The 4,758-nt window shown below is 56.4% G+C and carries 4 protein-coding genes; all 4 read right to left on the bottom strand.

Translation table 11 applies throughout. The features are described 5' to 3' along the window. On the bottom strand, positions 1-1,275 hold a 1,275-nt coding region (locus WC683_19610; GenBank protein MFA4974814.1), incomplete at its 3' end, for an Ig domain-containing protein. Between the two features lie 36 nt (positions 1,276-1,311). Continuing rightward, entirely contained in the window at positions 1,312-3,105 is a 1,794-nt protein-coding gene (locus WC683_19605; GenBank protein MFA4974813.1) for a hypothetical protein, read from the bottom strand. Positions 3,106-3,462: 357 nt separating this feature from the next. Further along, positions 3,463-4,113: a hypothetical protein gene (locus tag WC683_19600; GenBank protein MFA4974812.1), complete on the bottom strand. Its 651-nt coding sequence runs from the start codon at positions 4,111-4,113 to the stop codon at positions 3,463-3,465. After that, positions 4,110-4,758 (bottom strand): hypothetical protein (locus WC683_19595; protein MFA4974811.1); only part of this gene is annotated, 649 nt, incomplete at its 5' end. The genes WC683_19600 and WC683_19595, both read right to left, overlap by 4 nt.

Genomic DNA, 4,758 nt, shown 5'->3' with positions numbered 1-4,758 from the left:
CTGCAACTCAATCGTCTTCTTGTTTTTATTCACCCAGGCCTCGTACTCCTCGCAAGCCTTTCTTTGCCCCTCCGTCAGCCCGAACATGCCCCCCGGGCCTGACGGGCAGTTGAAGCCGCTTACGCACTGCAGCGCCAGCTCATGCTCAGGAGATCCGTATGGCCCGCTCGGCCAGTCATCTTTCGAGCAACCGATCAGCGCGCAGATTCTCTTTTCCTCCTGCGTGAGAAGGCTTTTTGAGCAGTCAGGCCAGAACGATCCGAATTGCCCCATTGACATCGATGCTGCGATCTCCGCCGCCTCTTCGGGTGAAAGGCAGGGTTTGTCAGGGTAGCGATATTCATAGTTCGTGATCCCGCGGGGAAACTTCCCAGGTTCGCCCTCGCCGGCATTGTACCGATGGAAGCTGTCCTTGACCCGGCTGTCGACTTTCCAGACATAGGGCGCCTTGCCGCCGGAGACCTCGAGTCCTATAGAAAACTTCTTGCCCAGAGTTGAAGGCAGGGCGTCGGTCGCCGGATCGAAGCAATTATCCGGGCCCGTATATCCCTCAGGGCATATGGTCAATTCGCCTATTTCCTTTATCTTGACCTCAAGCGGCTGCGAACACGGATCACCGTCATCCACCTCGTCGTCATCGTCATCGTCGTCGTCATCGCCTTGGCCCGACACCACGAGGGTGTAGGAGTGCTCTTCGTAGTTAGTGCTGTCGGCATACTGCGCAGCCCTGAGGAATATCGGATAGCTCCCCGCCGCAGTCGGGGCGCCATATATAACCAGGTTCTGAGAGTAACTGCCGTTTAAGGAATAAGTCAGGCCCGCGGGCAGGCCGGTCACGGTCCACGCAAAGTACATACCAGGGTTCCCGTAGGCCGAGGCGGTGAATTGCTGCCAGTAATCCCCGCCTGCGGCTATGGTAGCATCCACCGGATCCGGATAGGGCATGATAGAAATGTCGCCGATGGACATGGGAATGTTTTCGCGTTCGTCTATCGGCCTGATGGAGCCGACTATTCTCATCGGAGGGATCCTGCCGAAAACAGAACCCTCTTCTTCCTCTTCCTTGGATATCTCAGCATCCAGCTCCTCGGCATCGAGATCAGCGTCGAGATCAGTCTCGGCATCTTCCTCCGAGCCTATGTTGGAGACCTGCGTCTCCATCTGCATCTTCTTCAAGCCGACCTCATCCTGCGCAGGAGAAAACACGCAGCCTGAGGCTGAGAGGGAGAGCGCGAAAATGGAGACGATGGCGACGAGGGATCGATTGAAATTCATATGAGTCCTCCAATACCGGCAACAAACTGATAGACACTAGTAACTCCAGGGCTCCCAGTCCTCCCACTTGTCCTTGAAACTCGACGGGAAGGGCCTGCGCTTGAATTTCACGCCGGGCTTGTTGGTGATGATATAGTCGTCGCTGTGATTGTTCTTCTTGATCTGGTCGTCCCCTTCGTCCTGATCGTCGTACGAAAGCTTCCAGTACTTCGTCTTCAAGTCGATATCGCGGATGTCCATGTCGCCGTATTCAGAGCAATCGCAGGATGAGGACCAGCACCCGGCAAAGGGATTGAAGGGCTGCGAACAGTTGGACCACCCGAGCCCCAGATGCACCTTTACGTCCGTGATATCCTTGGGCCCGAAATCATCGTTCTCCCAGTCGATCTTGTCTTCGAGCTCGCACTCGTCATCGCCGCAACCCGGCTCGCCCGCCAGCGAGATGTCCACAGAGCCGACCACCTTCTCGCCATCGACAGGGTCCATCGCGTACAACTGGGTTTTCACGTGAGGTCCCGAGCCATAGGTCTTGAGATTCATGTAATCGATTTCGACCTCCATCTTCTTGCCCTTATCGTCGGGGTAATCCAGGTCAAAGGTGAGAGCAACCGTAGAGTCCGAGTTGCCCTGGCACGACCCGGCAACACTGACGGTGAGGATTTCCTGCGGTTTCGTGCTCGAGGAGCCGCTGACCGGAAGCGGGCCGTCATAGATAAATTCCCCCTCAAGCCTGAGCGTCCGGCCATCGGTGTCCACGATCTTCTTGCTCGGCTCCAGGCTGGTAGGCGGCAGCTCCTGACACTCTCCGTCCTCCGGCTGCATAACACCGTCGAGCGGTTCCCAAGTATAGTTCTCGGTCCATTCGGAAAACATCTTCGCCGCAACCGGACAAGCGTCGGCGTTCTCCGGATCCATTAACATCCCAGTGAACTTCTCGCTGTAAGGATGACTGAACGCCATAGGCATCTGCATATGACAATGATAGGAGTCCTTGACCTTGGATTGTATCGTCCACGTGAACGGCGCCTTGTCCCCGGTGACCTGGAATTTCATCAAACGCTCAGTGCCCACGGTGACGATAAGTGCGTCGGTCGCCGGATCGTAACAATTTTCCTGCCCCGTATATCCTTCAGGGCATATGTTCCACCCGTCTCCTATGTCCACCAACTTTATCTTGAGCTGTTCCGAGCACGGGTCCTCCTCCTCTTCCTCCTCTTCTTCGCCCGCAACCACTAGGGTGTAGGAATATTCTTCGTAGTAACCAAGCTGTGCAACCCCTACCGTAATCGGATAGCTACCTGCCACAGTCGGGTTGCCCTCTATCGTCACTTCCTGATTGTAACTGGCGCCGATGGAGTGAAACAGGCCCGCGGGCAGGCCGGTCACAGTCCAATTGAATAAACCATCCATATCGGACGAAGCCCCGAATTGCTGCCAGTAATACTGGCCTACGGTAACAGCAGTCTCAACTGGCTGCGGGTAGGGAGAGATCAATATATCGCCGATGGATAGGGGGATGGCTTCACGCCCGCCTATCGGCTTGATGGGTCTCGTGCGCTCGAGCGGAGGGGTCGTGCGAGAGGAAGAATCCGCATCGTCTTCGACCTTGGAGATCTCCGCCTTTTCCTCCGCATCCCTGTCCTCGGCATCGATATCGGCTTCATCCTCGACATCGGCATCCTCCTCTGAGCCCAGACTGGAGGACTGCATCTCCATCTGCATCTTCTTCAAACCGACCTCGTCCTGCGAAGGCGAGTAAATACAGCCTGAGGCCATGACGGAGAGGGTAAAAATGGAGATGATGGCGACGAGGGATCGACTGAAATTCATATGAGTCCTCCAAGTGGTATTATATGCAATTTTACTGCCAATATCCACCCGGCCCCAAAATGACATTTCAATCTTTTCAACGAGTTATAATGAGCACGTGATATTAATTCCTCTTTCTGACACAGCAAATGTAAACGTGAGGAGAGCGATCATTATTATGAAGATACGATGGATGCGCATGTGATTCTTCGTATGGGTATACAGCATGCAATTTTACGGCCATAACCTGCTGGAGAGGGCCGGATAATTTGTTAATTATTTCAATTGGTTAGATCGGATGTTTTAGGCGAACACCCGCGGAGGAGGGCGATTCGGGGTCTTTGGACCCCTTTTTTGGGGAGAATGCGCCGCTTTTCCTCATTTGCCGGATGTTGCGATGAAGGCACGGAGCCGCTCGCGCATCTGCCCTATCTCCGGCGACGCCGGCGCCCCGGCGAGGAGCCGCTCCAAGTGCGCCGCCACCATCTCGGCCGACTGACCTTGCGCGAGCATAGCCTTTGCCTGCCCCAGATAGTCGATGGCCTCAGCGCCTGAGCCTTGCCCCACCTTCATGCTGAACGCCATCCGCCTGCACTCCAGAAAAACTTCGGGAAAGACCTCGGGAGTCGCAGCGCACAGTATCCCGACATATCGTTTCTCGCCGGGCACAGCTATGATCGCGCCCCTCTGCATTGGGTCCATTGTCGAATCAAACGGCAGCACGACAATATCCTCGGCACTCTGCGCAATGTGAAACAGGACACCCTGTTTTGCCTTTATCCCTTCAAATTCGAGCCTCGCCTGCATCGCGCGGCCGAGTCCCTTTTTGTCGCCTGACATCAGCCGGAATATCATCATGGACGCCTTGTCCGTTCGCCGCCATTCATACAGGTGATCGCGGGTCGCACTCACCTCCTTCCATACTCCTGCCGGCGCATCGAACTCGATCCCGTCGTAGGCGATCGCGGCAGCTGCGCCGGCATGGATGAGGACACTCGCGATGAGCGAGGCTATGATTATCTTAGTCACTCGCATCCGCGCACCCGCTGGGAAAAACCGTTCTCCTCAAGAAATGCTTGAATTTCATCGTACACCCTCTCTGCACTCGCGCATCCTGACACTCGTTCCATCTCCCGCGCCCCGGCGATCCAGCGGCCCAGCGCAGCATCGAGTTTTCTCCGGGCCAGATTTCTTGTCGCCAGGAGCTGATTGTTCCCGGGATCGGCAAGGAGCGCCCCCTCCATCTCAGTGCAAACATTCCTCAAAACGAGCGCGGCCTCCGGCGCATCCGTCTCTTCGCTGGAATCGATGAGCGCCTTTGCGCCGGCAATAGATTGGGAAGACTTTTTCTCAATGGCATCCGACGCCTCGGCCGCTGCGCGAGCCAGGTCCTGCGCAAAGGAGGCCGACGCATTCGACTCATCCAGCATCTTCGATGCCTCGGCAAACAGCCTGCCCGCCGCAGCGACATCGCCCGCCTTCATAGAACCAAGACCATCTGCGTACAGCTCCTTTGCCTTCTCGATGATCATCCTTGTCCGTTCGTCCTCCTCTGCCCCGGACACAGGCGCCTTAGCGCGCTCGATCTCATTTAAGATCAGCCTCGCCTCCGCTCCACCCCTCCCGCGCTCGGCCAGATCCATCAGCGCAAGCCTGGCCTGCTCCAGGTTGCCC

Source organism: bacterium (genome assembly GCA_041648665.1).
In the GTDB taxonomy this organism is placed as follows: Bacteria; UBA10199; UBA10199; order 2-02-FULL-44-16; family JAAZCA01; genus JAFGMW01.
This window is presented reverse-complemented; position numbering and strand designations above follow the sequence as displayed.